The 24,542-nt window shown below is 57.7% G+C and carries 23 protein-coding genes and 11 pseudogenes; 21 read left to right on the forward strand and 13 right to left on the reverse strand.

All coding sequences use genetic code 11. The features are described from left to right. Window positions 1-208: 208 nt before the first annotated feature. From RPS27_RS09335 to RPS27_RS09345, 3 genes and pseudogenes are all read right to left on the reverse strand, one after another. Window positions 209-604, reverse strand: a complete 396-nt coding sequence (locus RPS27_RS09335; protein ID WP_206733205.1) for a hypothetical protein — start codon at window positions 602-604, stop codon at window positions 209-211. Then, window positions 576-866, reverse strand: coding sequence for a hypothetical protein (locus RPS27_RS39690; protein ID WP_347339917.1), 291 nt, complete (start codon window positions 864-866; stop codon window positions 576-578). Before RPS27_RS39690 ends, RPS27_RS09335 begins: the two co-directional genes overlap by 29 nt. Beyond that, window positions 863-1,152: pseudogene (locus RPS27_RS09345) on the reverse strand (chorismate-binding protein); the annotation flags it as partial. The pseudogene RPS27_RS09345 and the gene RPS27_RS39690, both read right to left, overlap by 4 nt. A 154-nt stretch (window positions 1,153-1,306) precedes the next feature. Here RPS27_RS09345 and RPS27_RS09350 point away from each other — a divergent pair. From RPS27_RS09350 to RPS27_RS09370, 4 genes and pseudogenes are all read left to right on the forward strand, one after another. After that, window positions 1,307-1,648, forward strand: a complete 342-nt coding sequence (locus RPS27_RS09350) for a hypothetical protein (protein WP_128929782.1) — start codon at window positions 1,307-1,309, stop codon at window positions 1,646-1,648. After that, window positions 1,645-2,148, forward strand: a pseudogene (locus RPS27_RS09355) (helix-turn-helix domain-containing protein); the annotation flags it as partial. The gene RPS27_RS09350 and the pseudogene RPS27_RS09355, both read left to right, overlap by 4 nt. A gap of 526 nt (window positions 2,149-2,674) precedes the next feature. Beyond that, window positions 2,675-3,489: pseudogene (ltrA, locus tag RPS27_RS09360) on the forward strand (group II intron reverse transcriptase/maturase); the annotation flags it as partial. Beyond that, a pseudogene (locus tag RPS27_RS09370) lies at window positions 3,480-3,854 on the forward strand (IS630 family transposase); the annotation flags it as partial. The pseudogenes ltrA and RPS27_RS09370, both read left to right, overlap by 10 nt. Window positions 3,855-3,954: 100 nt before the next feature. Here RPS27_RS09370 and RPS27_RS09375 read toward each other — a convergent pair. Together RPS27_RS09375 and RPS27_RS09380 are read right to left on the reverse strand one after the other, a co-directional pair. Continuing rightward, window positions 3,955-5,021: pseudogene (locus RPS27_RS09375) on the reverse strand (hypothetical protein). 245 nt (window positions 5,022-5,266) lie between these two features. Next, the gene (locus RPS27_RS09380) at window positions 5,267-5,857 is read right to left on the reverse strand and encodes a DUF6088 family protein (RefSeq protein WP_232995615.1); all 591 of its coding nucleotides are present in this window, start codon (window positions 5,855-5,857) and stop codon (window positions 5,267-5,269) included. A gap of 246 nt (window positions 5,858-6,103) precedes the next feature. On the opposite strand from RPS27_RS09380, the gene RPS27_RS09385 reads away from it, so the two are divergent. The 4 genes and pseudogenes from RPS27_RS09385 to RPS27_RS09400 form a co-directional block, all read left to right on the forward strand. Further along, a complete protein-coding gene (locus RPS27_RS09385; RefSeq protein WP_128930177.1) occupies window positions 6,104-6,661 on the forward strand; it encodes a hypothetical protein in 558 nt (185 codons plus the stop codon). Next, complete coding sequence (locus RPS27_RS09390; RefSeq protein ID WP_308421722.1) at window positions 6,658-7,338, forward strand: hypothetical protein; 681 nt, start codon at window positions 6,658-6,660, stop codon at window positions 7,336-7,338. Before RPS27_RS09385 ends, RPS27_RS09390 begins: the two co-directional genes overlap by 4 nt. Window positions 7,339-8,255: 917 nt before the next feature. Next, on the forward strand, window positions 8,256-8,585 hold the full coding sequence (locus RPS27_RS09395) for a hypothetical protein (RefSeq protein WP_128929781.1): 330 nt from the start codon (window positions 8,256-8,258) through the stop codon (window positions 8,583-8,585). Next, window positions 8,576-9,057 (forward strand): annotated as a pseudogene (locus tag RPS27_RS09400) (transposase); the annotation flags it as partial. The gene RPS27_RS09395 and the pseudogene RPS27_RS09400, both read left to right, overlap by 10 nt. Window positions 9,058-9,108: 51 nt before the next feature. Here the strand turns inward: RPS27_RS09400 and RPS27_RS09405 are convergent. Then, window positions 9,109-10,025 (reverse strand): annotated as a pseudogene (locus RPS27_RS09405) (IS3 family transposase); the annotation flags it as partial. An 835-nt stretch (window positions 10,026-10,860) separates the two neighbouring features. On the opposite strand from RPS27_RS09405, the gene RPS27_RS09410 reads away from it, so the two are divergent. From RPS27_RS09410 to RPS27_RS09430, 5 genes are all read left to right on the forward strand, one after another. Continuing rightward, window positions 10,861-12,450: a hypothetical protein gene (locus RPS27_RS09410; protein WP_232995614.1), complete on the forward strand. Its 1,590-nt coding sequence runs from the start codon at window positions 10,861-10,863 to the stop codon at window positions 12,448-12,450. A 9-nt stretch (window positions 12,451-12,459) separates the two neighbouring features. Continuing rightward, a complete protein-coding gene (locus RPS27_RS09415; RefSeq protein ID WP_128929780.1) occupies window positions 12,460-13,140 on the forward strand; it encodes an HAD family hydrolase in 681 nt (226 codons plus the stop codon). A 3-nt stretch (window positions 13,141-13,143) separates the two neighbouring features. Next, window positions 13,144-14,049 (forward strand): NAD(P)-dependent oxidoreductase, encoded by a 906-nt coding sequence (locus RPS27_RS09420; protein WP_128929779.1) that lies wholly within the window; start codon window positions 13,144-13,146, stop codon window positions 14,047-14,049. A gap of 308 nt (window positions 14,050-14,357) precedes the next feature. Continuing rightward, window positions 14,358-14,528, forward strand: coding sequence for a transposase (locus RPS27_RS09425; RefSeq protein WP_232995656.1), 171 nt, complete (start codon window positions 14,358-14,360; stop codon window positions 14,526-14,528). A gap of 743 nt (window positions 14,529-15,271) precedes the next feature. Next, window positions 15,272-15,499 carry a hypothetical protein gene (locus tag RPS27_RS09430; RefSeq protein WP_188637434.1) on the forward strand — a complete coding sequence of 76 codons (228 nt, stop codon included), beginning with the start codon at window positions 15,272-15,274 and terminating at the stop codon, window positions 15,497-15,499. Between the two features lie 16 nt (window positions 15,500-15,515). Here RPS27_RS09430 and RPS27_RS09435 read toward each other — a convergent pair whose 3' ends face one another. Beyond that, window positions 15,516-15,722, reverse strand: a complete 207-nt coding sequence (locus RPS27_RS09435) for a transposase (RefSeq protein ID WP_373291724.1) — start codon at window positions 15,720-15,722, stop codon at window positions 15,516-15,518. Between the two features lie 193 nt (window positions 15,723-15,915). Here RPS27_RS09435 and RPS27_RS09440 point away from each other — a divergent pair, with 193 nt between their 5' ends. After that, window positions 15,916-16,875 (forward strand): IS110 family transposase, encoded by a 960-nt coding sequence (locus tag RPS27_RS09440; RefSeq protein ID WP_232995613.1) that lies wholly within the window; start codon window positions 15,916-15,918, stop codon window positions 16,873-16,875. 372 nt (window positions 16,876-17,247) lie between these two features. Here RPS27_RS09440 and RPS27_RS39695 read toward each other — a convergent pair. Together RPS27_RS39695 and RPS27_RS09455 are read right to left on the reverse strand one after the other, a co-directional pair. Further along, window positions 17,248-17,789: pseudogene (locus tag RPS27_RS39695) on the reverse strand (transposase). Further along, window positions 17,744-18,046, reverse strand: a complete 303-nt coding sequence (locus tag RPS27_RS09455) for a transposase (RefSeq protein ID WP_237866556.1) — start codon at window positions 18,044-18,046, stop codon at window positions 17,744-17,746. The pseudogene RPS27_RS39695 and the gene RPS27_RS09455 overlap by 46 nt, the downstream one beginning before the upstream one ends. Here RPS27_RS09455 and RPS27_RS09460 point away from each other — a divergent pair. Together RPS27_RS09460 and RPS27_RS09465 are read left to right on the forward strand one after the other, a co-directional pair. Then, a complete protein-coding gene (locus tag RPS27_RS09460) occupies window positions 18,045-18,380 on the forward strand; it encodes a DUF4365 domain-containing protein (protein WP_128929778.1) in 336 nt (111 codons plus the stop codon). The two genes, RPS27_RS09455 and RPS27_RS09460, sit on opposite strands and share 2 nt — an antisense overlap. Window positions 18,381-18,467: 87 nt before the next feature. Further along, the gene (locus RPS27_RS09465) at window positions 18,468-19,178 is read left to right on the forward strand and encodes a hypothetical protein (RefSeq protein ID WP_128929777.1); all 711 of its coding nucleotides are present in this window, start codon (window positions 18,468-18,470) and stop codon (window positions 19,176-19,178) included. Window positions 19,179-19,182: 4 nt separating this feature from the next. On the opposite strand, the pseudogene RPS27_RS39700 reads toward RPS27_RS09465, so the two are convergent. Further along, window positions 19,183-19,284, reverse strand: a pseudogene (locus tag RPS27_RS39700) (transposase); the annotation flags it as partial. Window positions 19,285-19,336: 52 nt separating this feature from the next. Here RPS27_RS39700 and RPS27_RS09470 point away from each other — a divergent pair. The 4 genes and pseudogenes from RPS27_RS09470 to RPS27_RS09485 all read left to right on the forward strand — a co-directional run. Further along, window positions 19,337-19,628 (forward strand): annotated as a pseudogene (locus tag RPS27_RS09470) (transposase); the annotation flags it as partial. A 624-nt stretch (window positions 19,629-20,252) separates the two neighbouring features. After that, entirely contained in the window at window positions 20,253-20,570 is a 318-nt protein-coding gene (locus RPS27_RS09475) for a transposase DNA-binding-containing protein (protein ID WP_232995611.1), read from the forward strand. A 150-nt stretch (window positions 20,571-20,720) separates the two neighbouring features. Further along, window positions 20,721-21,230, forward strand: coding sequence for a hypothetical protein (locus RPS27_RS09480; protein WP_232995610.1), 510 nt, complete (start codon window positions 20,721-20,723; stop codon window positions 21,228-21,230). A 132-nt stretch (window positions 21,231-21,362) separates the two neighbouring features. Next, a complete protein-coding gene (locus RPS27_RS09485) occupies window positions 21,363-21,575 on the forward strand; it encodes a hypothetical protein (protein WP_232995609.1) in 213 nt (70 codons plus the stop codon). Window positions 21,576-21,771: 196 nt separating this feature from the next. Here the strand turns inward: RPS27_RS09485 and RPS27_RS09490 are convergent, their stop codons facing one another. Then, on the reverse strand, window positions 21,772-22,464 hold the full coding sequence (locus RPS27_RS09490; RefSeq protein ID WP_232995608.1) for a substrate-binding domain-containing protein: 693 nt from the start codon (window positions 22,462-22,464) through the stop codon (window positions 21,772-21,774). A gap of 147 nt (window positions 22,465-22,611) precedes the next feature. Beyond that, window positions 22,612-22,734 (reverse strand): annotated as a pseudogene (locus tag RPS27_RS39705) (LacI family DNA-binding transcriptional regulator); the annotation flags it as partial. A 103-nt stretch (window positions 22,735-22,837) separates the two neighbouring features. Between RPS27_RS39705 and RPS27_RS09495 the strand changes: the two are divergent. Then, a complete protein-coding gene (locus RPS27_RS09495; RefSeq protein ID WP_232995607.1) occupies window positions 22,838-24,073 on the forward strand; it encodes an NAD(P)/FAD-dependent oxidoreductase in 1,236 nt (411 codons plus the stop codon). On the opposite strand, the gene RPS27_RS09500 is transcribed toward RPS27_RS09495, so the two are convergent. Further along, the gene (locus RPS27_RS09500) at window positions 24,070-24,492 is read right to left on the reverse strand and encodes a MocE family 2Fe-2S type ferredoxin (RefSeq protein ID WP_373291727.1); all 423 of its coding nucleotides are present in this window, start codon (window positions 24,490-24,492) and stop codon (window positions 24,070-24,072) included. The two genes, RPS27_RS09495 and RPS27_RS09500, sit on opposite strands and share 4 nt — an antisense overlap. Window positions 24,493-24,542 lie beyond the last annotated feature (50 nt).

A 24,542-nucleotide genomic window follows, 5' to 3' on the forward strand; every position in this document is an offset into this window, starting at 1 on the left:
CGCCGTCCGCAGGCAGATCGCTAGCTTTGTGTGGCATAGGCGTGATTGCCGACATCGGGTGCGTCGTTACCGTGTCGTCGTTGCGCGCGGCCTCGCAAACGAACTCGGTCGGTCCCTCCTCGGGTGGGCGCTGGGAGCGGATGAGGTGACCGGTCAAACACCAGACGATGGCGTTGGCGATGGACGTCTTGCCCGAACCATCGGCGCCCTAGGTGACAGTCTTGCCAGATTCGAAGACGAACGTGTCGGGAGGCGCGGTGGAACGACCGTAAACGTGCAGCCCAGCAAACCGGTGTGCGACGACCTTTACCAGCCGCAACACTTTGACAGTGCGAGCTTGACCATCATCAGCCGCGGTCTCCAGCGTCGGCGGCTCCGTCCCAATGACGTTGATGATTGCCTCGACGTCGCCTGCGGAAAGATTACCGGCCCACTTGCCCCGATTGCGGCGATACCAATCCAACACCGCGCGGGCATCGTCTGAGTCTATCGAAAGATGGTCGCCCGCGGCGACAGCGACGGCTCGCCCGCCGATCAAATCGGCGAGCAGTGTGTCGGTAGTAAGCAGATGAATGTCACGCGGTGCCGGTGAGTCTTCGTTCACGTTTGCCCCCTTTGCCGGCACTTACCCTGTGAACGCTTATCAGTCCAGCGAATTGAAGGTCCGGCAGCGGCGATGTTCCTTGCGGATCCAAATTCAGGACCGGCAACTTGAGTACAAGGCTGACCGCGCGCGGCTTGAGGCCAACAAGATCGCTGATGCTCGCCAAGTCGTTTCGGACGACCTCCGTTGCTTGATCAAGCTCGCGGAAATAGCGGGCAATGTTGAAGGCGAAGGAATCGTAGTTGTCAATGATGGCAATCAAAGTGCACCAGCTGCTTCAGCACGAAATGCATCAAAGATCCGCTGAGCCTTGGCGAGCGTCTCCTCGATTCGGCCTCTGGGTCCGACAGCACCGTTATTCCACCGCCGGCATGAAATACGGCCAGGTCGTCGTCGATCGTGACAGTGCGGATCGCAATGTTCGTGTCCATGTGCCCGTTGAAGCCGATCGCCCCGCAATATACCTCTCGCGCCACGCGCTCGATTTCCGCAATAATTTCCATCGAGCGCACCTTCGGTGCCCCGGTGATGGAGCCGCCGACGGCGCATCCACACGACAATACATCATTGCGCGATCGATCAGCATCACGCGGCCCTACTGCGCAGGGCGGTATCACTACCGGGGGTTGACACGCAAAGATTTGTTGCACCACTATGGCCAACCGATACTAGGATGCAGACCAATCGAGCGCGGACGCGAACTTGACGATCGAAACAGCCACAATCCCCATCGTCCGGACACCGAAAACCAACGGCATCGTCCCCCTCGATCTCGTCGAAGCGATGTCAGTGGTCGCCGCCTCTCGCGCCACCCTCGCGATCATCAAAGCCTACGAAGCGGCCGGCGTGACCGGCAATGTCATGGTTCCGCTCGTCACAGACTGTCCAGTTGATCCCGCCACACTCGGCCGGGCAATACGGCGGGTCTGGAAAGCCGCATTGGAGGATGTTGGAAACGGAGGCTCCGTACGGGTCGAACTCCGACCTAGAGCGGTTCACAGATTTATTGAATCGGAAGGGATCCCGGATCTGGGGCGAATATGATTCAAGATGCTGGCTGGGCTGGAGGCCAGCATCTGATGGTCCGACCAATTTCCAACGATTTGCGTAAGCGCGCGGTATCCGCTGTTGCCAAGGGTGAGAGCTGCCGATCTGTGGCGGAACGGTTTGGCGTTGCGGTCTCGTCAGTCGTGAAGTGGTCTCAGCGTTATCGAGCGACCGGCTCGGTAGCCCCCGGCAAGATGGGTGGTCACCGCAAGCCTGTGCTTGATCCGCACCGGGCCTTCATCGTCGAGCGGATCACCGAGACGCCGCACCTGACGCTGCATGGTCTGAAGGCAGAGCTGGCAGCCCGTGGGGTCAAGGTCTCACACAACGCAGTCTGGCTGTTCCTGCGCCGGGAGGGGCTGCGGTTCAAAAGAACACTGTTCGCCCTCGAACAGGCTCGCGCCGACGTCTCTCGTAGGCGCCTGCGTTGGCGATCTTGGCAGGCCGGGCTCGATCCGGGCCGGCTCGTCTTCATCGATGAGAGTGTGCTGCAGACAGCGGAAGGAGTTCAAATGAACTAAGACCGATGGTGAAGCTGCGAGAAAGATGGGGGCGGGCCCCCGAGATCAGCTTTCAGGGGCGGGTCTCAAACCAATCCGAGCTGCTGCGGTAAAGAGCTGTGGTGGTGAGCGTCGGATCAGAAGTTCGGAATATACCGAGCAGGTGAGTGTCCGAAAGACGAACGAAAGTGAACCCTCCTGAGACGCGTCGTTATTAATTCAAGTGTCGTCAAAACCAGGACCGTCTCGTCAACCTGGGACACGTCCGCCAGATGCCTGACGACTGGGCGGGCGGCGACCGGCGTAGAGGGGGCGTGAGTCGGACACAGGCTTTCGCGTGGAACTGCAGGAACCAGGCTCTTGATGCCAAGGGAGAAGCGCAAGCGGTGCCAACCGCGAGGCGGGAGTACCGATGCAAGAGACTGGGGCGGACCGATCCGTAGGAGCGTTGAGGGCCCTGTAATGGGGACGGAGCAAAGGGATCGGGTCAGGTAGTCGTACTCTTGGACCAACTGGAAACAGGATGACTTCGAACAGTGCGATAAACAAGCCGTTCTCGATTGAGAAGCGGCGAGTGTACGAAGCGTACAAGGCGGTCAAATCCAATCGCGGAGCGGCTGGAGTGGACGGACAGACCTTCGAGATGTTCGAGAAAGACCTTGCAGGGAATCTCTACAAGATCTGGAATCGGATGTCGTCGGGGGTGTACTTTCCACCTCCGGTGCTCGCCGTCTCCATTCCAAAGAAGACCTGCGGCGAAAGGACTTTAGGTGTGCCCACTATCAGCGATCGGATGGTGGTCAAACGGATGATTGAGCCGGAACTGGAATCCATCTTCCTGCCGGACTCTTACGGTCACAGGCCAGGAAAATCGGCTCTGGACGCCGTGGGCGTCACGCGTCAGCGGTGCTGGAAATATGATTGGGTCCTGGAGTTCGACATCAAAGGACTGTTTGACAATCTCCCGCATGATCTTCTTGCTGAAGGCGGTCCGGAGACACGTGAAATGCAAATGGGCGCTGCTCTACATCGAAAGATGGCTGACGGCATCAAGGGAAAAGGACGGGAAGCTCGTTGAGCGGATCCGCGGAACCCTCAAGGGGCGTGATCAGCCCAATACTGGCCAATCTGTTCCTGCATTATACGTTTGATCTCTGGATGGCGCGGACACATCCCGACCTTCCTTGGTGTCGGTATGCCGATGACGGACTGGTGCACTGCCGGACCGAGCAAGAAGCAGAAGCCATTAAGGCGGAGCTTCAAGCGAGGCTGGAAGTGTGCGGACTTCAGATGCATCCGACGAAGACGCAGATCGTTTACTGCAAGGACAACTCACGGCACCCTTCGTCTTCGACGGCCCGATCAATGGCGAATGCTTCCGCGCTTACGTGAAGCACCTGCTCCTGCCGACCTTGCGCGAGGGCGATATCGTCATTCTCGACAATCTCGGAAGCCACAAGTCGAACGCTGTCAGACAGATGATCAAGGCGGCTGGCGCCAGGCTCTGGTACCTGCCGCCATACTCGCCCGACCTCAACCCGATCGAGCAGGCATTTTCCAAGATCAAACACTGGATGCGGCAAGCCCAGAAGCGCACCCTCGAGGACACCTGGCGCCATATCGGTCACCTCGTCCAGGAGGTCCAGCCCCGCGAATGCGCCAACTACTTCGCAAACTCAGGTTATGCTTCAATCAAAATGTGAAACGCTCTAACGAGGACGCGGTCGATATCATCGCAGGACCTGCAACGGACATCCGTCCCGACAAGTCGAGCAAAGCCAGCTTCCCGCAGCCGTCGTCCTCTTAGAATCCATACGGCCGTTCGGCCCAGCGCAGAAGCACTCGAGCATCCCGATTGGGCAAGATGACACGCTGATCGCGGAGGCCCTTGGCGATGGTTTGACCAACCTCCGGCTCGACGCGATTGCCATGCGTAATCAGAAAAAACCAGCCGAATGGAACGCCGACTTCACGGTCGATCGCTTCCACGCGGTCCATCAAGAAATGGACGGACGCACCTCCCACGCCAAGCCTCTCGTCCGGCAGATGAAGGGGACGCGGCACAAATCCAACCTCGCGCGTGCCTTTGTGGTCGTAGTCGCAAATATCGAGGGCCCAGTGCGCGTAGACGCGTTCAGCCGAGGCGCTCGATTCGTCCCAGTCCTGGAAGAAACGGTTCTCCCGCGGTACGAACTCGAACCAGTCCGGCACCAGTTCAAGAAACGGCGTCTCGGTTGTGCCCTCCCGTGTCACTTCACGCACCGCACGACGTTCCATCTCCGGCCGCTGCGCCTCGCGCCTCTCGCGCTCGAGTCGGGCGCACCGCGTAAGGTAACTCCGAACGTAGATGACGCTGCTGCCCGCGCGCCCAAGCATCCGATAGAGCGGACCCGCGATGACCTTGTTGTCGGACATCTCTTCGTGCGTGATCCATGACGGATCGAGTAATTCGTCCTTGCCCCAAGGGCGGTACGTCGATTGACGATCGGCCCCGCACGCGATTCGACTTCCCGGCCGAGACGGATTTGCACATAGTCCGCCGCGCCCGATCCAGTCGGCGCGAAGGCGTAGACCGTCTTACCGCGCCATTCAGAAGTCTGAAGATCGCTCTGGCGCAATCGCGTCCAGAGCGCGCCGATGTCGCCGTTGTTCTTGGCAAGCTCGGCTTCCATCCACGACCGGTATTCTGCGATCCGTGTCCCGTCAGCGGCGATCACCGAGCGTCTGTCGCGCCAATACTGGTCATCGATGGCCGCCGTCGAAAATGGGAATCCAGCAAACGTCTCTGTCAGCGCGGCCGCCAGCGCCGTTTCGTTAGCTCCGATCGGAAGACGGGCGAGGACCGCCTCGATCGTGGCGGGATCGGGCAGTCGTGCGGAACATTCTCCGGAGGCTCATCCATGACTTGATCCCATCATCGGAGCCTGTTTCGCCGCGCGCTCGATCTCTTCCATTGACGCCAGGATGTGCTCGAACCGAAGCCCCGCCGCAAGATCATTGGCGTCATGTTCGCATAGTCACGCGCGAGCGCGTCGATCGGCGCACGAGGCCGGTTCGCTGTCGTTAAGAAAAGATCGAACTTCTCGCCGGATGACCTCCTTGCAAGCTGCGCTGCTCACGAGCCATCCTCCGGTATGGCGTCGTCACGCTCGAGCAAGGGCCTAAGGAAATCCTGCATCCAGATCGGCATAGCTGACAGACCTGCGCGAAGATCGTCGCGAATCACCCTTCCATGCTGCGGATTTGCAAACAGTCTGTTCAGGAGGTTCACTATTGGCTGTCGATCATACCTACTTGTCATCATGTCCTGCATCCAATAGAGCGCCTGCACGACGCGCATGCCTGGACGTCCGGCCCAATAGAGACGGCTGGGCGCTGCCGACTTGAAATGGATGACCTGCTTTCCAAGGATGATCGGCTTCAGGCGGGCGTCGATCAGGACCTCGATGCGCGATGGGACGGCCCTGGTGAAGCCGAGATCATTCGCGGTAGTCATCCCGTCAACCACGACGCGGGCTTGGTCGCGGCGCGCCACGGCCTTGATGACGGCGCGATAGTCGGGGATTCCCAGCTTGCCCGTGAAATTGCTCTTTCGCGGCCGGTCGTAGAGGCCACGATCGAAGCGGCGTAGTTCGCCAGCCACGACCAGGCGCTGCAACGCCTTGTCGACGGTCGCACGGCTTCCGAAGTCGGCGAAATTGTCCATACCTCTGTGGGTGCCGCGTCGATGCGGGCAATGAGCCGCGATCGGAGGTCCGGGGTCGGCTCCTTGAGCGTGTCCGAAATATGATGTAAATTTCGGTCGGAAGCAACTCAGCTGCGATGGAATCTTTGACTGGAACTCGCCCGTTTTGAGCGGTCAAAGGACCTAAGACCTCGGACCAGTTGACGGACACCCGTCTGCACGCATACTGTCCTCAGTCCTAGGACAGAGGACATGCGCGCGGAACCCATGAAAAGTCAGGATATTGTCGTCCTGCTGAAGCTCGTGTGCTTGCAGGATCATGAGCACGCCGGCGGGGTAGGCCCCTTTGGCCAAGATGGCGAAGACCCATACTCGGTGCGGGGACTCGAGACGTCCCTCGGAATCAGCAAAACCGAAGTCGCCGCCTCGATCAAGCGCAGCCTTGCATCGGGTATGGCAATTAAGCGCCCGATGACGAGCCGTCCCGATCCCAATCGCAGGAACCTGCGCGACTTCATCACATACGGCCTGAAGTTCGTTTTTCCGGCAAGCCCGGGTCCCATGCAGCGCGGCATGCCAACGGCATTCGCCGCCCCGGTCCTGAAGGACTTACTCTACAGCGCGGGTAGCCTGATTCATGTTTGGCCTTATGCGCGCGGCCGCGAGATGGGGCAGTCCGTCGCGCCGCTGTTCAAGACTGTGCCGAAAGCCGCCGAGAGGGATGATCGCCTCTATGCCTATCTGGCTCTCGTCGACGCAATACGGCTCGGCAATCAGCGCGAAGCGAGTCTCGCGGCCAACTTGCTCAAGGAGAGACTAGGGTGACCATCCAGGGGCATCTCAAGGAAATGCTGAAGACAGTCGCCGGCGCACTCGGCGATGAGCTGCGTGCGCGATTGGTCTTCGTCGGAGGCTGCACAACCGCTCTCTACATAACGGATCCGGTCACCCTCGAAGGAGTCAGATCGACAGATGATGTCGACCTGATCGTGGATCTCGTCGGCTTCCCGGAGTGGGCAAAGCTGGTGGATCAGTTGCGAACGCAGGGTTTTTCCGAGACACCCGAGGACAATGTCATCTGTCGGATGAAGCTTAATGAACTCAAGGTCGATTTCATGCCCGACGACGAGAAGATCCTCGGTTTCAGCAATCGTTGGTACGCAAAGGGCATCGAAACAGCTGTTGAGACGCCCCTGGATGATGCCATTACGATTCGTCGCCTCACGCCGCCCTTGTTCATCGCAACGAAGCTGGAGGCTTATCGCGGAAGAGGTAGTGGGACCTTATCGGCAGCCGCGACGCCGAGGACATTCTCCTGCTCGTCGACGGGCGGGAGGAACTGCTTGACGAAGTTGCCGCCTCCGATGCAGACATTAGCTCATACATTGCCGAGCAATTCGGAGCGCTGCTCGCAGATCGCGACTTCGATCATTTCCTCGAAGGAAATATTCGCGGCCCGGTGGGGCGTGCTGACATTGTTCGCGACCGATTCGTTGCATTGAGCCAGTTGGGCAACGGCTGATATGGCGTTTGCAATCCAATGGCACAGCCAGCAGGGAACGAGGACGACCGACAACCGGGATTGCGCCGGGATCGGCATACGCCAGACGTCGGCCCTCGCCATAGTGCTCGACGGTTCGACCTCTGGAGCAGAGAGCGGAGCCTTTGCCCACGAGATTGCGCGTCGGATGGTCGATTGGTACGTGTCGACCGACGAAAACATCACCGCGGGGGTTCTCACAGCTCAACTTCGCGCGACGCATGCTAAACTGTCGAAACAGTTTCGGAGGGATTCGGCGAGTTACCTTCTGATGCATGTCGGCGCTGCTCAAACAGCTCTCGTTCTGCACGCAGGCGATTGCCTGGTTGGCCGTCAGGCGCCGGCGGGTCCGATGTCCTGGCTAACCCAGCCGCACACGCTTGCCAACTCGGTGTCGCAGATGACGATCGGCGACCTTGCGAACGATAGCGGTCGTCATCGCCTCACGCGAAGCTTCCGCTCGCGAGAATTCGTCGAGCCAGCTTTCTGTTCAATTGCGCTGGACGACACGCCAGTGCTCGTGGCGACTGACGGGTTCTGGGCCGAGCTGGATCATCGCCAGCAGAGCGCTTTCATCCATGGTCGCGTTCCGGAGAACGCCGGAGAGAGACGACCGCAGCGTACTTCAGATCACACGACTCGGAAGAGGCGGGTTGTCCAAGGTCTCACGGAGCGAGCCTCCTCGCAGAATCTACATGGTCTGCAAGCGCAAAATTGTCGCAAATTTTGCCCCTCTCGATCGAGACAAATTTCGTGGCGTTGAGACGTGACAGATTTTGTGTGGAATTGACCTGGCATGGACGAGTTTTTGGCTAACGAGATTCTAAATTTCTTCTCTTACGGTGCCCGCGGGCAATTGAAGACCGTGGAGTGTTCTGGATGTTTGCCAAGTTGATGCTTCGCGTTCGTGGTCAGCTGATTGCGGGTTTTGCAGCGGAATGTGCGATCATAGCGCTCTCATTCGGATATGCGGTTTTCGCAGTTAGCGGAGTCTCAACCACCGTCAATGAGATGGTGGGTCTTCGTACGCCGGTTGCGATCGCCAGTGCCGAGTTGGCCGGCAATACCGTAGTCTTTGTCGCTTCCGAGAAGGCTTCGGCTAACCTAGAGTCGGTTGCCTGCGCCACTGAGCAGATGAGCTCATCAGTGACCGAAATCGGCCGCCAAGTGTTGGATGCCGCGCGCATTGCGAGCGCCGCGGTTCGATAGGTGCCGTCGGCGACATTCGGCGCTTTGCCGATCCGACCAGGCTGGTGAGCTACCTGGGGCTGAACCCGAGCGTCAGGCAGTCTGGCGAGGGCCCCTACCATGGCAGGATCACCAAGCAGGGCTGCGGCCAAGCTCGCGGAATGCTCGTCGAAGCAGCATGGGCTGTAGCCCGTTCGGCGGGACCGCTGCGTGCATTCCTTCAACGTGTCGCTGCACGACGCGGCAAGCACATCGCGGCAGTCGCGACGGCGCGGAAGCTGGCGATGATCATCTGGCATATGCTGACCAAGAGCACTGACTAAATCTGGACGAGGCCGGCCCTGCTGGCGCACAAGTTCCGGAGCATCGAACTGCGCGCTGGACTACCCACCAGCCATGCCAAGCGTGGATCGGCCTATGATACAACATCCCCGCGAAGAGGGCTGAGGAACGAGCAGGCGTGGAATGCGCCGAGAAGGAGTATACGAGATTGGCGGCCAAAGCCGCGATCCCGACACAGCAAGGCTTCTGCAACATAGGGCTTGTCTACAACATCCGTGTCGGTCGGCTTGCCGGGCTGCGAGAAGTCCAGCATGACGCCGCGCTGGTAGGCCCACAGGTCAAGATCGCGCGACACGAACTCGCTGCCTTGATCGACGCGGATCGTGGCCGGGAAGCCCGCTTCTTTGCAGGCCCTTTCCAGCACCGCCACGACGTCGGCGCCGCGGAAGGTGAACCGTGGCGCCAGCGCCGGTGAGAACCGTGAGAAGATATCGACGATTGTCAGCACGCTAAGCTTGTGTCCTGTTGCCAACTGGTCATGGACGAAGTCCATCGCCCAGGTCTCGTGGATCGCGTCGCCGGCTTGCGATCATCGCGCAGCTTGACTTTGACGCGGCGCTTGGGCCTTTTTGTTGCGCAATTGCAGGCCCAACTCGCGATAGACGCGCCGGGTCTTGTTCTGGCACGGCGCCCATCCTTCACGACGCAGCAGCACGTGAACGCGGCGATAACCGTAGCGAATGCGGGCATGACAGGTCTCCTTGATCTTCTGCTCGAGGGCAGCTTGGCCGGAGCGACGGGACTTGTAGTGGTGGGTCGACCTGTCAAACTAAAACGCCGCACAGGCCCTGCGGATCGAGACCTGCCATTCGTTGCGGACTTCGTCAACCAGCTTGCGCTTCCGGCAAGGCCTCATAGCCTTCGGCGGATCACGTCCTGCGGCATCTCCTTGTCGAGCGACAGGCCCGCGACCAGTTTCTTCAGCTTGCCGTTCTGGGCCTCGAGCTGCTTCAAGCGCGGCATCTCCGTCGGCAGCAGTCCGTCACACTTCTTCTTCCAGTTGAAGTAGGTCGCTTGGCTGATCCCGACCTTGCGGAAGATCTTCGCAGCCGGGACGCCATCGTTGCCCTGCTTCAGGATGAACGCCTTCCGGGCGTCCGAGAACTTCGAGGCCTTCATCGTCCTTCGCTCCTCCCAGCCGAGGGGATTCGGCAGCGAAAACTCTAGCCAAAGTGGTCCAGCTTGCCGGCCTCAGATCATGTCGTTGAACCGACACGCACGATGGTTTCACCGAAAGGGTTAAGTGTTGGCGCCCTGCCTTCGGTCATGAAGCGCTCGAAATTGAGCGATCTTAACGTCGCTACCGTGTTGCCCCGTTGCGAGCGCTTCTAAGCCTGCTCGTTGTCGTCGCGCTCGCGCACAACCGTTCGGCGCGGCGAAGGACGTTGATCATCGAGAGGAGATCGTCAGCGTCGGCTTCAATGCGGCTCTTCACTCGCATCCCAGTCGGAAACTGAAGATGTCGGCGACCGCGTCCAAGACCTGCTCGCCATCTGTCTGGAGCCTCTGATTCCGATCCTGCGGTGTTTGAAAAGGCGGTAGGCCTGAAGCAGGTGCTCGATTACGACTCGGTCGCCGGATCAGAAGGCCTGGTGCGGCTCGAAATCGTCATGCTCGCGCATGTGAGGGGACTGCGTCGCAGGCAAGCTCGAGCGGGTCCGTGGGACCATAGGACACCGAGAACCAACAGTCAGAGCTTGGCTCTTTTCGTACCAACGCGTCGCGCTTCAGACAACGTGTCGGGAGTCGGACGACGCGAAATCATCGCTGGCAAACCAAATGGCCAACTCTTTTCGAATTCCGTCGGCTCTGGGGGCGCGAGCCGAGTGATCTAAGGGCTGGTATGGCGCTTGCTTAAAGAGAGGCGGAACCACGTCTACGCCCCCTGGCGATTAAATACCTTCGCCTGCGATGGACCTAGGAGATCGGTTCTTTAGCACGAGGAGCTAATAGCATGTCCGGTGTTGCTGCTGCGTTTCTATGCTCTTCAAGCAAGTCACGGGCGACGGTTTATGATCGGCTCAAGCACATGGTTCCGAAACTTGCATTTCGCGGTCAGGCGGGGGTCGGCATTGCAGCTTTCATGCACAAGGAAGGTGTTCGATATGCGAGAGCGCTTCAGTCCTCATGCGACTCAGTGCGCATTGAGCACGATGAACAGGATCCGAATTTTAGGCCCCATGTTGCAATCGCCCATATCCGTAGCCGATGCCGCGGAATCAGCGATGGCGGGGACCTTCAGCCAATTCACAACAATGCGGGCACCAGCCGCAGTTTGGCAATTTCTCTAGATGGAGCCTTGGTCAATGGCCGTGAACTCAGGGGAGAATTGCTTGCCCAGGGCTATAGGTTGGGCAGCAACACAGATGCTGAGCTCTTGCTCAAGTGGATTGAAGGCTCTTGTGAAAGAGACTATTGGCGGCACGGTCTGCCCGTCAATTACGAAAACATCTTTCGCGACATTGATGACCGAATTGATGGCGCTATTAGCGCGATTCTCCTGGACGGAGAAGGAAATCTGGTTGCATACCGTAATCGATGTGGTTTGCGTCCATTGGAAACTATGCAAACAGATGACGGGTTCTTGCTGGTTGCTTCGGAAAATTGTGCCTTTGCCGATCTGGAGGGTAAGACACAGCAAATCTTACCAGGGCACATCAGGTATGTAGACGGGAAAATGGGGTACTGCGTTGATCGTTCCGTGAGCAACGGGCAATACAAAGCCAAACTCTGCGCCTACGAAGCTCTTTACTTAGGAAATCCGAACACATCGGTCGAAGGCCAATCACATTTCGAAACCCGTTACAACATCGGAGCCGCCCTTGGTGGCCTTGTTGCGCAGCGACTGCAAGGAGAACTAGGCTCCACACTCACAATCGTTTCCTCCATGCCGCATACTGGCGGGCCGTACGCTGATGGTCTGTTTGCATCTCTCGTCGAATACGGCGTGTTCGCCCAGCGTCGGGAAGTAGTCTCAACGCAATTTTTTCAGCGAACTCTAATCGGTACACCCAGCGAGCGAAAATGTCTCATTGCTCAAAAGTACCGCGTATCGGAAACGAGCCTTGCTGAAGCCGCGATAATAATTGTCGACGAGGCCCTCATTCGTGGCGATACCAGTCAGGCTGTCACGAATATGCTGCTTGCCGCTGGGGCCAAAGCCGTACATTGGGCGATCGGTTCGCCGCCCATAGTGGCTCCTAACTACTACGGCATGGGTATCGACACACTAGATGAGTTGGCATTCTGGCAGATATGGAAACAATTGCCGCCTGAACAGCGCACGCAAATCCTTCGCTTTCACAAGATGGAGCCGCAAGATCTCAAAATCATCGAAAGCAATATCGCGGCATCCATCAACGCGGCCACGATAACGTATCTGCCGTTTCCACTTCTAGTATCGTTGTTGCCCTGCAGGCAAGACGGCGTCGATTTGTCACCGTTTACATTCGAGATGCCAACCCCTGCGGGGCAGAAGCGCGCGAATAGGAACTTGCGCGAATTAGCGGCCGATCTTCCCTATTCGGAATCGATCCTTGCTTGAGGTCAAATCATGAAACCGGTTCTCGTCTTTGATTGGAATGGAACGCTGCTCGATGATACGTACGCACTGCTCCAAACGACAAATGCCATACTAGATCGCTTTGGTCATGCAACAATCGACATGAGCACCTTCCGGGAACATTGCGATGTTCCGCTATCTCTTCTTTATCGCAGTCTCGGAATGTCGCAAGACGAGGTTGCGACGGTGGATCGCGATGGCAGTGCAATCTTTCACGACACGTACGAACCTCTTGCGGGTAAAGCCGATCTGCGCGAGGGCGCGCGCAGGGTGTTGGAGTTAGCGCACCAAGAAGCAGCTTCGTCCATCATCGTGAGCAACCATATAGTCGATCCTCTGCGCTCCCAATTGAGAAGACTTGGGATCGACGACTACATCAACGATGTGCTCGCCTTTGAAAACCGCACTACCCAATATAAATCGATGAGCAAGGGAGAGCGGCTTCGTCTATACATGCAGAAAAACAACCTGAAGCCGGCGTCAACCTTCATCATCGGCGATATGCCGGTCGAAACGGATATCGCGCGCAATCTCGGACTCGTAAGCATATCCATTACCGGTGGATTTGTTTCGGAGTCGCGCTTGCGCGCGGCGCGTCCTGACTACACGATTAACAACCATCATGAGCTGTTACCAATCTTACAAAGGCACGGGTTTTTTCGGAATGCATAAATCATGATTGGCGAGGAATCATCACCCAACGTCGCTCCTAAAACGGCGAAGCAGAGAATAGGCCTTATCGGAGCTGGACGCATGGGAACCGGTATCGGTATCAGCCTATTGCGTCACCAAATCGAGCTGCATATCAAAGCGAACAAAACTCGCTTCGGTGCGGATCGCTTGACTGGTGCAGGTGCCCATGAACATCCTTCGATCGCCGAGTTGGCGCGGCATGTAAACGCCGTCGTGTTATCCTTGCCTTCCAGCCGCGAGGTTGAGGCAGTATGCCTTGGGCAAGATGGGCTGTTCGTCCATATGCCCCGAGGAGGGTTGATAATTGACTGCTCGACGTCTTATCCTGCTTCAACGGTCGCACTGGCTGAGCAGGCGCAAAAATGCGGCCTAAGCTTTATGGACGCTCCAGTAACGCGGAGCCCCGAACAAGCAGAGCTAGGCCTTCTCAACGCGATCGTTGGATCGAATGAAAAGCTTTTTCCTGTCGCTGAGGGCATTCTTGGTGCGTTTTGTGAGACCGTTCTTCATGTCGGAGATGTCGGACAAGGTCACAAGCTCAAGCTTGTTTACAACAGCATGACTATGGGGATAGCGGCGGTAGCCGCGGAGGTTTGCCAGTTTGCGTGCGGCCTTGACGTCGATCTCGTAACACTCCGCTCTCTGGTTAGTCGGGGCTCCACCAATAGCGGAATATTTCAAGCCTTCGTGTCCTTTTTGTTAGGCGAGAAACCCGATGTTCTGGCAATCTCAATCGCGAATTCCGCAAAGGATATTGAGTGCGCTGTGCGCCTGGCAGGCGAGAGCGCAGTTCCGGTGCCGGTCTTGGCTGCCGCCGCACACAAATTAAATGTCTCAGTTGTTGCGGGCAAAGGCGAACTCACACTACCTCATCTGTCTCGCCCATGAGCTCCTCGGCCTATTCATAGCAATCGAGAGCGGGCTCTAACCGCGGAGCGAGTGCAGATCGTCGTTATGGAGAGGTGTAGCTGGCGGGGCCGCGGCCCTCTATCGGTCTGCGCATTTTCATCGATGCAGTGTACGCATCCGGGCAACCCTACGATTACCCACATTTTTTGAGGTGTACTGTGCCGAAAAACTTGAGTCGCCAGAAACGCTTGTGATTCTTTGACGGGTACCTGATTCGAGAAGAGGTGCTCTATGGACTGACTTCACGCGCGCGGGATGAGAAGGCGGATCGGTTGACGTCTGACGCGGTGACCTGGTTTGACCGTGAAGCAGCGCTTTGCGAATTCCATGACACTCGGCTTGGCGAGAGAATTCGCATGCTGCTGAAGCAGATCGGCGGAGACATCGGACAGAGCATTCCGATGGTGTGCCAAGACTGGGCTAATACCAAGGCGGCCTATCGTTTCTTTCTCCAATGAACGAGTAAGCGAGGCCGACATCCTGTCACAGTGCCGGCCTTTGGCATGAGTTGCATCGTGTCGAGACATGATGCATCCGCGCCACGTCCGCGTTTCACCGTATTGGCGACCGGCGCGAGTACATCTGATTGGCAGCTTCATTCCACGAGGCGACCTAAGTGCGGCAAGGCCGCCGCTTTTGTTGACCAGGCGATTGCCGGCATCTGAGCCGCTTCGCGCGAGAAGATCGGTGCTTTCCCGGTACGACGTTTGGAATTGTGCGAACGGATTGTCGGGCGGAGGGAGCTCCAGCCACTCGTCGTCGTACTCGGGACGGTCGTGCTCGAGTCCGTAGTCGAAATCTTCGACCACGTGGTGGGAGCCGGTGTTGGTTTCCTGATGGTTCTCGACGCCCTCCGGATACTCCCAGACCCTAGGGAAAGTCTTCCCAATTCCGGATGCTTAATAACGGCTTCATGGTGGAGCTCCGGTCCCATCTGTCGCTCGTCGCTGCAAACGGCGTTCCAGTCCAGCAGGTCCGAATCGATTTCGTGTATCTCGCCAAAACGTCGATGTCTGATACGGGCGGTTCCATTGCAGTAGACGTACATCACCAGCGATTTCCCGACTCTTTCCGATGGCATCATACCATCGGAGCGCGCCCGCGGTCGAAGCGGATTGTCGATCGCCGATAACCGACGAAGGAGTGCACGACCGGCGTCGAGCAATGGACAGGAGTCGGATCCCGCGCCCAACATACGGCCATGAAGAAGGTCGTGAAAAGCGATGTCATCGGACAGCAGGGAATGTCCCTCATCGAGGGAATCGTTCTCTTGGAGTTCATGTTCTATCCGACCGGCGGCGTCGAAGCGGAGATCGACGGCTTCATCGAGTTGCGTGACGCCGAAACGGGCGAGGTCGCAACTGGTAGTGTCCAGTATCTTTCGCACATTGATCAGGCGACGACTCCGGTCTCAGAGAGTTGCTGCTGATAGAGCGGTCGCATATTCATGTAGCATTTGGTCGACCACGCGTTCCGGCAATGTGCCGCAGCCGTGCCACTGCCAAGTTGAGACAGGATTGACCGTCAGGAAAGGCGCCGATGACACGGGTTCGTCGCCGGATCTCCTTCATGATGCGCTCGAGCGGATTGTTAACCGGTATGAGGATGGCGCGGTCACTGTTTCCGCTACTGGCTTTTCGAACTGGTGGCATATGCTGCGAGTATCCGGGATAGAGGCTCCGGGAGCACGAAGGTGCGGGCGGCCGGTTCGTACGATGAGCTGCGAGCTCGTTTTGTTAGGTGGCCGCCTCTTACGACTCGCCCGGTTGCGCCGAGAGCGCGAATCCGTAGTTGTCGTGTCGCCCGCCGCTCTCGTTATCAACGTGGCGGGTAGGAAAGACGGACATGCGACGCGTAATCGGAATGGATATCCACCGCACCTTCTGGGAGGTGGCGATTTGGGAAGGAGGCGTGCTGCGGCACGCAGGCCGGGTCGACATGACCCGCGTGGCACTTGAAGGCTTCGGGAGGACGCCTAAGCCGACGGACGAGGTCGTTCTGGAAGCGACTGGCAATAGCATGGCAGCGTCGCGCGTACTGTCGCCTTTCGTCGCCCGGGAGGTGATCGCCAACCCGCTGCAGGTGAAGGCGATCGCCCATGCGCATGTGAAGACCGACAAGGTTGATGCAGGCACTCTCGCGAACCTTTACGTCGCGGGCTACTTGCCCGAAGTGTGGACGCCGGACGCGGTTACCGAGCGATTGCGCCGGCTGGTGGCGCGGCGTTACCAGATTGTACGTCGTCGAACACGCGTAAAGAATGAGGTGCATGCGATCCTTGCGTCGCATCTTGTTCCGAAGTGCCTTCACTCTGACCTGCTCAACCAGCGCGGCCGAGTGTGGCTTGCACGGCAGGTCGTGCCGGCAGATGAGCAGCCGGCACTTGAGCGGAATATCCGTGAACTCGATCGGCTCGCCGAAGACCAGGCGGAGTTGGACCGCGAGATCGCACTGAGTGTCATGGGCGACAGTCCCGTGCGAAGGCTGATGACGATCACGAGCGTCAACCTAACGGTGGCCGTCGGCATCATCGCGGCGGTCGGCGACGTCACGCGAGTCAAGAGCCCACAGAAGCTGGTGAGCTACTTCGGCCTGAATCCACGGGTACGCCAGTCGGGCCTCGGCGCTGCCCATCATGGGCGCATCAGCAAGGTTGGTCGCAGCCACGCGCGGGCGATGCTGGTCGAGGCGGAATGGGGTGCTGCAAAGAGGCCTTGTTCGTTCGCATCAGGGCGAAGCGGGGGCATCAGATCGCGGCGGTCGCGCTTGCCCGTAAGCTCACTGTCCTATGCAGGCATCTGCTGACCAAGCAGGAAGACTATCTTTGGGCGCGGCCGGCTCCGGTGGCGAGCAAGATGCGCGCCATGGATGGAGGCTCAGGCGGGGCGGCCGCAGAAGAAAGGCAATCGCCGGGGGGACCACTTACGCCTATAACGTCAAGTCTCTGCGCGACCAGGAACGTCAGGTCGCCGAACTCGCCGAGAAGAGTTACGTACGATTTGTAACGTACTGGAAAGTATGTCCGCCGAGGGCGCGGCGCGCGGACGCCTCAACCCGATAAGGCTTGAATAGGCTGCCTGGCCGCGCTTCCAGCCGACACGCCGCTCTTCGCCACGAGGTCGCCCGCGCCAACCGCGGCGCGGCTCTCTTGGGTATGAATGGCCTTGAGCATGTGGCTCACCTCGCGGACCCGGGTCGACGGCACGAGGCTGAAGACATTGCGATAAAAATGCACCATGCGGCGCTGATAGCGTACCCCCCGTAGTAATCCGTAACGCTTTCGGCAAGACCTCGGCAGGCATCGGAAACCACCAACTGCACGCCCTTGAGACCACGATCGACGAGATGCCGCAAAAACGATGACCAGCCGGACTTGCCTCCGTGGCACCTTCACAGATGCCGAGGATCCCCCGGAATCCCTCGGCATTGACGGCCGAGGCCATCAGCAGCGACACGTTGCGAACTTCACCGGCCCAGCTGCGCTTCATCACAATGCCATCGAGATAGAGATACGGATGCTCGTCCTCGATCCTGCGATTCCGCCATGCCTCGATCTTGGCATAGATCTTCTTGTTCAGGTTCGACACTGTGCTCGGGCTGACCCGGGTGCCCCACAGCGCCTCCGTGATGTCTTCGACCCGGCGAACTGAAATCCCGGCCAGATACATCTCGATCAGCGCCTCCTCAACCGAGCTCTCCCGCCTCTGGTAGCGCTCGATAGTCGCCGTCTCGAAGGTTTGCCGCCGTAGCTTCTGGCCTTCAAATTGACGTCGCCCGCCTTGGTTTGCAGCGTTCGTTCGTAGCTGCCCGCCCGCGTGTCCTGCTGGGCCTGGCTCCGCTCATAGCGTCCGACACCGCACAGCAGGTCCGCTTCGGCCTCCAGCATGGCATTCAGCGTCTCTTCTACCGTTCCGCGGACCATCTCGCCCAGGTGATCGCGAATCCGGGCTTCATCTATCTGGATCACCTGACCCATGGCATTCCCATCGTTCATCCAAAGCTCCTTCATTCTAGAAGAAGCCGTCAGTGCTGAAAGAGCGAAAGATTCTGTACGCAACCTGCTCCTGCGGGTCCAGGGCAAGGCCACTGAGCGCGAACGACTGCAGGTGGAGACCGAGGAAACGTTCGAATTCGCGTGCGCCGACGCTGACATCGAATACTGGACCAAAGGCACGGCTCCCGTCCTGCTGATCGTCGTGGCTCTGAAGACGCGGAAGGCCTACTGCAAATCGCTGAAGGAGTGGTTTGCGGATCCGGAGCGCCGTAAGTCCCGCAGGTCGTCTTCGAGAAGGCGAACCTACCAACGCTAAGGGGTGTCCCAATGGGGCGATCTGAGTACAATAGGACCTATGCTTGGTGGCAGGATTAAGCCGCCACACTAAAAGCGAGGACTACGCATGCGCCCGAATTATCTTTTCGGAATGAGGCAAGCCGCGAGGCAAGCAAAGGCACTCCAAATTCCCGAAATCGCCGCTATCGAGTTTGGCGTCGCTGGCGGTATGGGACTGCTGGAGATGGAACAAGTCGCTGAGAGTCTTCAGGCTGAAACGGGAGTTCGCTTCCGACTCTACGGCTTCGATCTGGAAACTGGCTTGCCACCCTCTGACGATTACCGAGATCTGCCATACCTCTGGCGCGCCGGTTTTTTCAAAATGGATAGGGCTAAATTGGAGCGTCAATTAAAGCGCGCCACCCTGATAATCGGCAACGTCGGCGAGACGGTTCTGGCGTTTATCGAACGCTATTCGCCACCTGTTATCGGCTTTGTGTCTTTCGACCTCGACCTCTATACAAGTACTAAGCCGGCACTAAACCTTTTCAACTCTGCTGCATCTCATTTTCTACCACGGACCTTCTGCTACTTTGACGATATCGTCGGTGATCTTGATGAAGTACACTGCGAATGGGTTGGGGAACTTCTGGCAATCCGGGAATTTAACGATGCTCACGCAGCGCGGAAAATCGCAAAGATAAACGGTCTGTCTTGGAAGTTTGGCGCACCAACGCAGTGGCATGACCAGATCTTTGTGTTGCACCTGTTCGATCACCCCGCCTACAAGCAATACATCAATGAGCGGACGGACTGGCAACTGCCCCTACCAGAATAAGTTAGCTGGTCCCGGCCTTGCGGCAGATCTCCGCCACCGCAACCCCGTCACTGCCCTGCTTCAGGATGAGCGCCTTCTGGGCGTCCGAAAACTTCGAAGCCTTCATCGTCCTTCGCTCCTCCCAGCCAGGGAACCGGTGCGAAAAACTCTAGCCAAAAATGGTCCAGTTTGCCGGCCTCAGATCAGAAGATGGACGGGCAAGGTTCACGGAAGAGCAGGTTATCGCAGTGTTGAAGGAGCATGAGGCTGGAGCGACGACAGCAGGCCTGGCTCGCAAACACGGGTCTCCGAGGCGACGATCTACAATTGGAAGGCCAAGTTCGGCGGCATGGAAGTCTCCGAAGCCAAGCGGCTGAAGCGCTCGAGGAAGAGAACGCGAAGCTGAAGAAGCTGCTGGCCGAGCAGATGCTCGATGCGGCGGCACTGCGCGAGCTTTTGTCAAAAAATGTATGGTTCACCCCGTCCGTGTAAGGGTTCGTAACAACGAAAATGACACTTCCAGTTGCATAAATGTATCCGGCCTCTCGTGAGTGGACTGCTGTTGCAGCCAGGCCATGATGAGATCTGCGCACGCCGTTCCCAATAAATGGTTCGGGCACGAAGCCCGTTTTTTGCACAGGCCTTACGGCATGTTGATCCACTGTTTCGTCATCACTGTTCCCGAGCCATGCAATCGAAGCCAGCGTCAGGTGAAAGCAGGATCTCTGCGTTCGTAGAGAGCTCAAGACCACCCAGACAATGCGTGCGGATTCCGAGATGATGGTGCGCACCGTACCGACTTGATGGCGCGCAGGGTTCCGAAATGATCGCGCCCAGCATTCCGAGCATTTTCCGCGCAGCATTCGGATTTGATCGCGCGCAGATTCGGATGGTGTGAGGCCCGATCGTTGGGCCAATTCTCCGGCTGGAAGCAGCTGGGAGGATTGGATGCCGACGAGGAGGGTTATCATGCGCCAGGTGCGCGAGATTGTGAGGCTGAGCCTTGCATCGGGAGGCGTCCGACGCGATGACCTGGTTTGATCGTGAAGCAGCGCTTTGCGAATTCCAGGACGCTGGACTTGGCGAGAGATTTACATGCTACTGAAGCAGATCGGTGGAGACATCGGCCAGAGCATTCCGATGGTTTGCCAAGACTGGGCGAATACCAAGGCGGCCTATCGTTTCTTTTCCAATGAACGAGTAAGCGAGGCCGACATTCTGTCTGGTCTCTTTAAATCGACGCGGGAACGTATCGCGGCTGCGAAAGGTCCTGTTCTTGTCCCGCATGATACGACCGAGTTCACCTATCAAAGAGAGCGCCCGGATCTGATCGGGATGATTAAGCGCATCCCCAAAAGCAACTCCCGAAGATTGGACGGAAAACCCAAACGTACACGACATGCGGAATATTGATGCATTCGAGCTTTGCGGTGACCCTCGAGGGGCTTCCACTGGGGCTCAGCGCCGTGAAGTTCTGGACCGAAAGAAGTTCAGAGGGGGCGCCGCGCTCAGGCGCGAGGTCAACCTGACACGGATCCCCATTGAAACCAAGGAGAGCATTCGGTGGCTGGAGAACCTCAAACAATCCACGGAGCTTTTCGAGAAGCCACGCAGTGCATCCATATCGGTGATCGTGAGGCCGATATTTATGACTTGTTGTGCGCCGCCCAAGAGGTTGGAACGCATTTCTTGGTAAGGACCTTTGTCAATCGCCTGGCAGGCGATGGCGATCATACCGTTGCAACGATAATGGACGAGGTCGTGGTCAAAGGCCTCCACCGGATCGAAGTCCAGGATAGCAAGGGCAATCCAGACCAGTCTGTTCTTGAAATCCGGTATCGTAAAATCGGTACTTTGCTACCGATCGGCAAGCAGTCGCGGTATCCAACTTTGACTATGACAGTGATCCACGCTGATGAAAGAGGAGCGCCAAAGAACAGAAAGAAGATTGAATGGAAACTCCTGACCGATCTTCCAGTGCAATCGGCGCAGGGCTGCGATCGAGAAACTCGAATGGTATTCCCTGCGATGGAAGATCGAGGTCTTCCACAAGATACTCAAATCCGGCTGTAGGGCAGAGGAGGACTCGCAACTGCGGACTGCTCAGCGATTGACGAATCTGATCTCGGTATTCTGCATTGTGAGCTGGCGCATTTTTTGGATGACGATGCTTAATCGTTCAGCGCCAAATGCCTCACCGGATTTGTGCTGACCAAGGCTGAAAGCCAATTGCTTGATCGGCTCGTCGAAGACAAGAATCCAGTCGACACACAACGAAAGACATTGTCGCATTATCTTATCAAGATCGCCAGGCTCGGCGGCTATCTCGCCCGCGCCAACGATCCGCCACCAGGGAATCTGATCATATGGCGCGGATTATCGCGATTCATCGATATCGCAACGGGAGCGAAACTCTGACTCAAAAAATGTGGGTAATCGCAAGCATCACCGGACGGATACCATCAAGCTTGGCCCACGGCGAGTTCGGGCGCCTTTCGGCCGAGGGCAGGCTGCTCGTCAGCCGCGCCAAACGCAGCATTGCCGCTAGCGCGCAGAACGCGCCGGTCGCGATGAAAAAGAGCGGCCCTCGCAGGACTCTGGATACTGCACAGTCTTAGATGTTGTATTTCGTGTGGACGGTAAACGATACTATCCCGGCCTCGGGCGCGTGAGCCGTTAGGCCGAAGCGGGCTAAGAGAAGAGCTACCGACCTCGATGCTTGTTCTTCCGGGTTCTGATCAATCGCCAGAGCAACGACGCCGGTCTTCATCATCTGTCTGACCTCGTCGCTAAGGTCGTGCGCGATCACGATTGGTGCTCTGGCCAACCACGGTGCCACTGTGTGGGCAAGCCCATTTTTTGATCCCGCGACGTAGATACCGCTGACAGCATCCTCGGACATTCCTTTAGGGCACTCATCGCTCTCCATTATCTCGACGTGTATCGGAGAAGAAAGTTCTGCCTTCACACCGTCTCGAAATCCACTAATCCTAGAGGCCTCCGCTCGGTATTTCAGATCGGAGCAGACCGCTAAGTAGATTCCCCGATTGACCATCCGGGACATGAAGAATGCCGCAGCTCGTCCGGCTCCGTAGTGGTCAATCCCGACGTAGGCCAACCGTGGTGTCGTCGGCAGGTCTGATCCGAGAGTAATGACAGGGGTCCCCGATGAGGTCACCGAGGCAATCGCATCTATCATTTGATCTGTCTCGGGTCCGTACACTATCACCGCGTCTGCCTTGGCCGCGCGAATCAGACCCGGGACCGCTTCCGCATGCCGCTCCTCGAATAGGACGCGTTCGATCACAAGGGATTTTGTAGTTTGCGCGATTTGGCTTTCAAACGCTCGGGCAAGCCGCAACAGAAGGGGCGTCCTTTGCGAAGGCATTATTACCTTGACTCGAAAGAGCCGACGATGGGGCGATGGAAGAGTCCGACTGATCCCCAGCTGACGAGCAGCTTCGATGACTTTCAGCGCCGTCTTCGGGGATACATTAGCTCGTTCATTGAGGACGCGATCGACCGTTGCAATTCCGACGCCAGCGAGCTTGGCTACCTCGTTCAGCCCAGGTTTCATTCGCTTCGGCTTTCGTTTTGCGGTATGTTTGTTGACGATAGCCCATCGCAGGTCAACACCGCACTTCGCACCAAGATGTCATGGATGCACAGGATTATAACTGATGACTGAGCGATGCAGAATAGTCATCGTTGGAGGGGGGCACGCCGGCGGCAGATTGGCGCAACTCTTGTCTCGCGGCCCCGATCGCGTCCACGTGACCCTCGTCGGGGCCGAGCCTATCTATCCCTACGAACGACCTCCGCTATCTAAAGGAGTTCTCCTGGGCACCAGCGGGCTCGATGACTGCGTGTTGTGGAAGCCTAACGACCCAGTTTGGGAGCGTGTAGAGACCCATCTCGGCGTCGCCGTTGAAGATGTTGATCGCGTCCGGAAAAACATCCGACTTAGCGACGGTAAAGTGATTAGATACGATCGATTGGTTCTCGCTACCGGCTCTCGAGTTCGCGGGTTTCCGGTGCAAGGAAGTCAGCTCCGCGGCGTCTTTAGCCTTCGAAGTTACGCCGATGCTCAAACCGTTTCTAAGTACTTCCTGGCATCAAACCGAGTGGCCGTCGTTGGTGGCGGATTTATCGGCCTCGAAGTCGCGGCGGCCGCCGCACAGCGCGGCATCCAGCCACGAGTGATCGAAGCTTCCGACCGACTGCTTTCTCGCTTGGTGCCGCGACTGGTAGCAGATCGCCTTGCCGAGACGCACCTCCACGCTGGTGTGCAATTGACGTACGGGGCCATGGTCGAGAGGTTCGTTTCCAATGGCCATGGTAGCCTAAAGCGCGCTGTTCTCAGCAATGGAGATGCTGTTGACTGCAGTGTCGCCGTCGTTGCCGTTGGTGTTGAACCTGAGATATCCCTTGCGATTGGCGCCGGCTTGGAGATCGACATTGGTGTAATAACTAACGAGCAGCTGCGTACCTCTGATCCCAACATATTCGCCTGTGGCGACATTGCCGCCTTCTGGCATCCACTTTACCAACGGCATATACGTTTGGAGTCGTGGCAAAACGCGGAGGATCACGCAAGAATCCTAGCCGCCGTACTGCTGGGCGAAGAAGTTACGGCGCCGTCAGTCCCATTCTTTTGGTCTGACCAGTACGACCTCTCCCTTCAAATAATGGGGTTACCTCATCTCGGTACGTCGACAAGGCGAAAACCGACAGCGTCTGGAAGCGCGATCTTGCTTCACTGCGACGCACTTGAACGACTCGTCGGCGCGACCGCCATCGGACCCACGGCGCTCATCGGGCGAGAGCTGAGAAAAATGCGTCAGCTGATTGCTTCACGCGCTATCTGCAACTCTGTCACGCTTGACGGAGCCGAGTTAGAGGTCGTTGCGGGTTAAGCCCGTCGAGGTACCAAAACGGTGACCGCTCCATCCTCGATTCTCACCTCGTACGTGCGCAGGTTTATGCATACCGGAGCGCCAAGTGCCTTTCCCGTCATATAGCTGAACCGTCCAGAGTGACGGGGGCACTCCACCGTGTGGCCCTCAACATAACCATCGGACAGGTGGGCGTGTTCATGAGTGCAAATATCGTCTGTTACGAAGATTTCGCCCTTCGGGGAGCGAAATATTGCGTATGAATGCCCGTCAAACTCCCAGCGACGAACGTCTTGAAGCCGAATATCCTCTACCTTGCACGCAAACACCCATGTACGAGCGGTGTCGTCAACCATCTTCAAATCTAGGCTCATGTTGAACTTCTCTTCCCTCTTTAGAATATGCTGAACGTCTGGCGCCATCACTTTTGCACCTGACATCGAACCCTTCGTCGATCGATCCGGCGGCAAAGTCGGGCTATCATTAGGTC

It is taken from the genome of Bradyrhizobium sp. WYCCWR 12699 (assembly GCF_032144035.1).
Lineage (GTDB): Bacteria > Pseudomonadota > Alphaproteobacteria > Rhizobiales > Xanthobacteraceae > Bradyrhizobium.

What these genes read in the sequence shown, in the direction of transcription:
- RPS27_RS09385 (WP_128930177.1), top strand. Translation starts at nt 6,104, where the DNA reads ATGAAAAGTCAGGATATTGTCGTCCTGCTGAAGCTCGTGTGCTTGCAG.
- RPS27_RS09455 (WP_237866556.1), bottom strand. Translation starts at nt 18,046, where the DNA reads ATGGGTCAGGTGATCCAGATAGATGAAGCCCGGATTCGCGATCACCTG.
- RPS27_RS09460 (WP_128929778.1), top strand. Translation starts at nt 18,045, where the DNA reads ATGGCATTCCCATCGTTCATCCAAAGCTCCTTCATTCTAGAAGAAGCC.
- RPS27_RS09395 (WP_128929781.1), top strand. Translation starts at nt 8,256, where the DNA reads ATGTTTGCCAAGTTGATGCTTCGCGTTCGTGGTCAGCTGATTGCGGGT.
- RPS27_RS09435 (WP_373291724.1), bottom strand. Translation starts at nt 15,722, where the DNA reads ATGCCACCAGTTCGAAAAGCCAGTAGCGGAAACAGTGACCGCGCCATC.
- RPS27_RS09465 (WP_128929777.1), top strand. Translation starts at nt 18,468, where the DNA reads ATGCGCCCGAATTATCTTTTCGGAATGAGGCAAGCCGCGAGGCAAGCA.
- RPS27_RS09500 (WP_373291727.1), bottom strand. Translation starts at nt 24,492, where the DNA reads ATGTCAGGTGCAAAAGTGATGGCGCCAGACGTTCAGCATATTCTAAAG.
- RPS27_RS09430 (WP_188637434.1), top strand. Translation starts at nt 15,272, where the DNA reads ATGAAGAAGGTCGTGAAAAGCGATGTCATCGGACAGCAGGGAATGTCC.
- RPS27_RS09410 (WP_232995614.1), top strand. Translation starts at nt 10,861, where the DNA reads ATGTCCGGTGTTGCTGCTGCGTTTCTATGCTCTTCAAGCAAGTCACGG.
- RPS27_RS09420 (WP_128929779.1), top strand. Translation starts at nt 13,144, where the DNA reads ATGATTGGCGAGGAATCATCACCCAACGTCGCTCCTAAAACGGCGAAG.
- RPS27_RS09495 (WP_232995607.1), top strand. Translation starts at nt 22,838, where the DNA reads ATGACTGAGCGATGCAGAATAGTCATCGTTGGAGGGGGGCACGCCGGC.
- RPS27_RS09475 (WP_232995611.1), top strand. Translation starts at nt 20,253, where the DNA reads ATGCTACTGAAGCAGATCGGTGGAGACATCGGCCAGAGCATTCCGATG.
- RPS27_RS09380 (WP_232995615.1), bottom strand. Translation starts at nt 5,857, where the DNA reads ATGGACAATTTCGCCGACTTCGGAAGCCGTGCGACCGTCGACAAGGCG.
- RPS27_RS09415 (WP_128929780.1), top strand. Translation starts at nt 12,460, where the DNA reads ATGAAACCGGTTCTCGTCTTTGATTGGAATGGAACGCTGCTCGATGAT.
- RPS27_RS09440 (WP_232995613.1), top strand. Translation starts at nt 15,916, where the DNA reads ATGCGACGCGTAATCGGAATGGATATCCACCGCACCTTCTGGGAGGTG.